3 protein-coding genes are annotated in these 3,480 nt (G+C 68.2%); 2 read left to right on the forward strand and 1 reads right to left on the reverse strand.

The genetic code is table 11. The features are described 5' to 3' along the window. Together JNK68_01525 and JNK68_01530 are read left to right on the forward strand one after the other, a co-directional pair. Window positions 1-607: MFS transporter (locus JNK68_01525; protein MBL8539028.1), on the forward strand; the 607-nt coding region annotated here is incomplete at its 5' end. A gap of 123 nt (window positions 608-730) precedes the next feature. Further along, entirely contained in the window at window positions 731-2,425 is a 1,695-nt protein-coding gene (locus JNK68_01530) for a bifunctional protein-serine/threonine kinase/phosphatase (GenBank protein MBL8539029.1), read from the forward strand. A gap of 25 nt (window positions 2,426-2,450) precedes the next feature. On the opposite strand, the gene JNK68_01535 is transcribed toward JNK68_01530, so the two are convergent. After that, window positions 2,451-3,350 (reverse strand): alpha/beta hydrolase, encoded by a 900-nt coding sequence (locus JNK68_01535; GenBank protein MBL8539030.1) that lies wholly within the window; start codon window positions 3,348-3,350, stop codon window positions 2,451-2,453. Window positions 3,351-3,480: the final 130 nt, after the last annotated feature.

The raw sequence follows: 3,480 nt of genomic DNA on the forward strand, positions 1-3,480 counted from the left end.
CATGCACGTGCTGAAGGACAAGGACGCCTGGTGGTTCATGTTCTTCTACAGCGTCACCTTCGGCGGCTTCGTCGGTCTCGCGTCGTCGCTCACGATCTACTTCAACGACCAGTACGGTCTGACGCCGGTGATGGCGGGCTACTTCACCGCCGCCTGCGTGTTCGCCGGGTCGCTCGTGCGTCCCATCGGCGGCATGGTTGCCGACCGCGTGGGGGGCATCAAGTCGCTGTCGTTCATGTACGTGCTGGCGGCGGTGTTTCTCGGCATCGTCAGCACCGGCCTGCCGGAGCCGTGGATGGCACTCAGCGTTTTCATGCTCGCCATGCTGTCCCTGGGGATGGGCAACGGTGCGGTGTTCCAGCTCGTCCCGCAGCGCTTCCGCAAGGAGATCGGCGTCATGACCGGTCTGGTGGGGATGGCGGGGGGCGTCGGCGGCTTCTATCTCGCGTCCTCGCTCGGCTACTCCAAACAATTCACCGGCAGTTACCAGGCGGGCTTCCTCGTGTTCGCGGCGCTGGCGCTGGTCGCGCTCACCGGACTTACCGCCGTCAAGAAGCGCTGGCGCACGACCTGGGGTGCGCCACACATGACGACCGCACGGGTGTAGTCGGCCACGCCGCCGGCCCTGCGCGGCCGGCGACCCTGCGGCCGTGTTGCGCGCTGGCTGCCGGACCGTATTCGCGGCATGCTACGGCCGAATCGTGCAACGCACTGCCGCCATCGGCGCGTCATGCCACTCGAAATTTCCGTCGGTTCCGCCACTGCCACCGGCAAGCGCGAGCGCAACGAAGACTACTGGGGTGTGGTCACCCCCGAAGGCGCGGAACTCGCCTCCCGCGGCGCGGTGCTCGCGGTCGCGGACGGCGTCTCCGGCAGCGACGGCGGGCGCGAGGCCGCCGAGTACTGCGTGCGCGGGCTGCTCGCCGACTATTACGCCACGCCCGAGACGTGGGAGATCTCGCTCGCGATCGACCGTGTGCTGACGGCGATCAATCGCTGGCTGGTCTCGCAGGGCACGGCCCACGAGCCGCATACCACGCAGGCGACCACCTTGAGCGTGCTCGTACTGCGCGGCAGCAGATACTACTCCGGTCATGTCGGCGACTCGCGCATCTACCGCATGCGCGACGATTCACTCACCCGACACACCGAGGATCACGTCTGGGATATGGCGGAGCGCAGCCACGTCCTGCGCAGGGCGGTGGGGCTCGACACACATCTGGCCATGGATCACGGGGACGGAGAGCTCAAGGCCGGTGACCGCTTCCTGATCTGCAGCGATGGCGTCTGGGAGCCGCTCGGGGATACCCGCATCAAGGCGCTGCTCGTCTCGCACGGGGATTCGCAGGCGGCGGCCGAGGCGCTCGTCGCGACGGCGCTGGAGTCCGGCGGGCAGGACAACGCGACGGCGGTCGTCGCCCGCATCGATGCGGTCGCTACCGAGAGCTGGCGCGAGATGATCGTGGCGGACCGGCATCTGCCGGTGCCGACGAAGCTCAAGCCGGGCAATCGCATCGACGACTTCGAGGTCGTGCGGCTCATCCACGAGTCGCGGGCGACGCTGCTCTATCAGGTGCGGTCCGCCGCGTCGGGGCGGACGCTCGCGCTGAAGACGCTGCAGCCGATCCTGAGCGCGGACCGCGAGAGCCGCGAGGGACTGCTCAACGAGGAGTGGCTCGCCAAGCGCCTCGTCTCATCCCACTTTCCGCAGGTGATCCCGATCGCCGCGGACGCCCGGCAATACCTGTACTACGTGATGACGTACCACGCCGGGCAGACGCTGCAGGACAAGCTCGACAGCGGCCGCCACTTCTCGACCGCCGAGACGGTGCGCATCGGCATGCAGGTCGCCAAGGGGCTCGGCGCCCTGCACCGGCTGGCGATCCTCCATCGCGACATCAAGCCCGCCAATCTGCTGCAGGACGAGGACGGCGAGCTGCGCATCCTCGATCTGGGCGTGGCGCTCGCGGCCGGTGTTCCCTACGAGGAACTGCAGGGGAACCCCGGCACGCCCAGCTTCATGGCGCCGGAGCTCATCGCCGGGGAACCCGCGTCCGTGCAGAGCGACCTCTACGCCGCCGGCGTCACGCTGTATCACCTGTTGACGCGCAGGTATCCCTACGGCGAGGTCGAGCCGTTCCAGCGTCCCCAGTTCGGCGATCCCACGCCGCCGACGCGCTACCGCCCGGACATCCCGCGCTGGTTCGAGAACTTTCTGCTGCGCGCCGTCGCCCGGAACAAGGGAGAGCGCTTCGAGACGGCAGAGGAGATGCTCTACGCGCTGGAACTGGGAGAAGCACGACCCGTGTCCGCACCGCTTCCCACGCCGCTCCTGCAGCGGCATCCGGCGGCGCGCTGGCAGGCCGTGGCCGTGGTGTCGATCATCGTGAACCTGCTGCTCATCTACCTCTTGTTCGTGCGCTGACGCGAGCGATCGAGGAGAGTGGCAGTCAGGATGCGGTGAGGAAAGGCATCGCGTGCTGCAGCAGGGCCTCCGGCGCTTCTTCCGGGATGTAGTGACCGCACGGCAGCGCCTCGCCGCGCACCTCGTTCGCCACGCGCTGCCATTCGGCGAGCGCCCGAAAGCAGTGGTGGACCACGCCGTGTTCACCCCACAGCACCAGCAGCGGCGACTCGACGCGCCGACCTGCGGTGCGGTCCTCCCGGTCGTGTTCGAGATCGATGCCGGCGCTGGCGCGATAGTCCTCGCACATGCCGTGCGCCGCGCCGGGCAGCGCGATGCACCGCAGGTACTCCGCCAGGGCGCGCGGATCGAACGGGGCGAGCCCGCCGTGGCGCCGCCCCATCAGCTCGTGGACATAGGCGGCGGAGTCGGCCTCGATCAGGCGCTCGGGCAGCGGCGCGGGCTGGATCAGGAAGAACCAGTGCCAGTAAAGACGTGCGAAGAGCTCCGTGGTCTGCTCGTACATGGCGAGCGTCGGCGCGATGTCGAGCAGCACCATGCGCTCGACGGCATCGGCATGATCGGCCGCCAGGCGGTGCGCCACGCGGGCACCGCGATCGTGCGCCAGCACGCGAAAGCGCGCGTGCCCGAGTGTGCGCATTACCTGCAGCATGTCGTTCGCCATCACCGGCTTGCTGTAGTTTTCGTGCCTGGCTGTGCCCGCGGGCTTGGACGAATCGCCGTAACCGCGCAGGTCCGCGAGCACCAGCGTGAAGCGCTCGGCCAGCGCCGGCGCCACCTTGTGCCAGATCGCATGCGTCTGCGGATGACCGTGCAGCAACAGCAGCGGCGGACCGTTGCCGCCGATCAGCGTGTGGATCTGCACCGCGTCGTCGGTGGCGATGCGGCGCGACTCGAAGCCGGGAAACAGGGGTGCGTCGTTCATGGCACTGTGCAACTCGTGGCGGTAATCGGTCTCACGCGATCGACAAACACCTCCGGTCGACCGAGCGCGGGCAGTTCATGGTCCGACTCCCTTTTCCTTGAAGACTTCGCGGGCGACATTCAGGGCGTTG

The sequence above is a fragment of the Betaproteobacteria bacterium genome, assembly GCA_016791345.1.
In the GTDB taxonomy this organism is placed as follows: domain Bacteria; phylum Pseudomonadota; class Gammaproteobacteria; order Burkholderiales; family JAEUMW01; genus JAEUMW01.

Coding starts and splice junctions, on each gene's coding strand:
- JNK68_01530 (MBL8539029.1), top strand. CDS start 731: ATGCCACTCGAAATTTCCGTCGGTTCCGCCACTGCCACCGGCAAGCGC.
- JNK68_01535 (MBL8539030.1), bottom strand. CDS start 3,350: ATGAACGACGCACCCCTGTTTCCCGGCTTCGAGTCGCGCCGCATCGCC.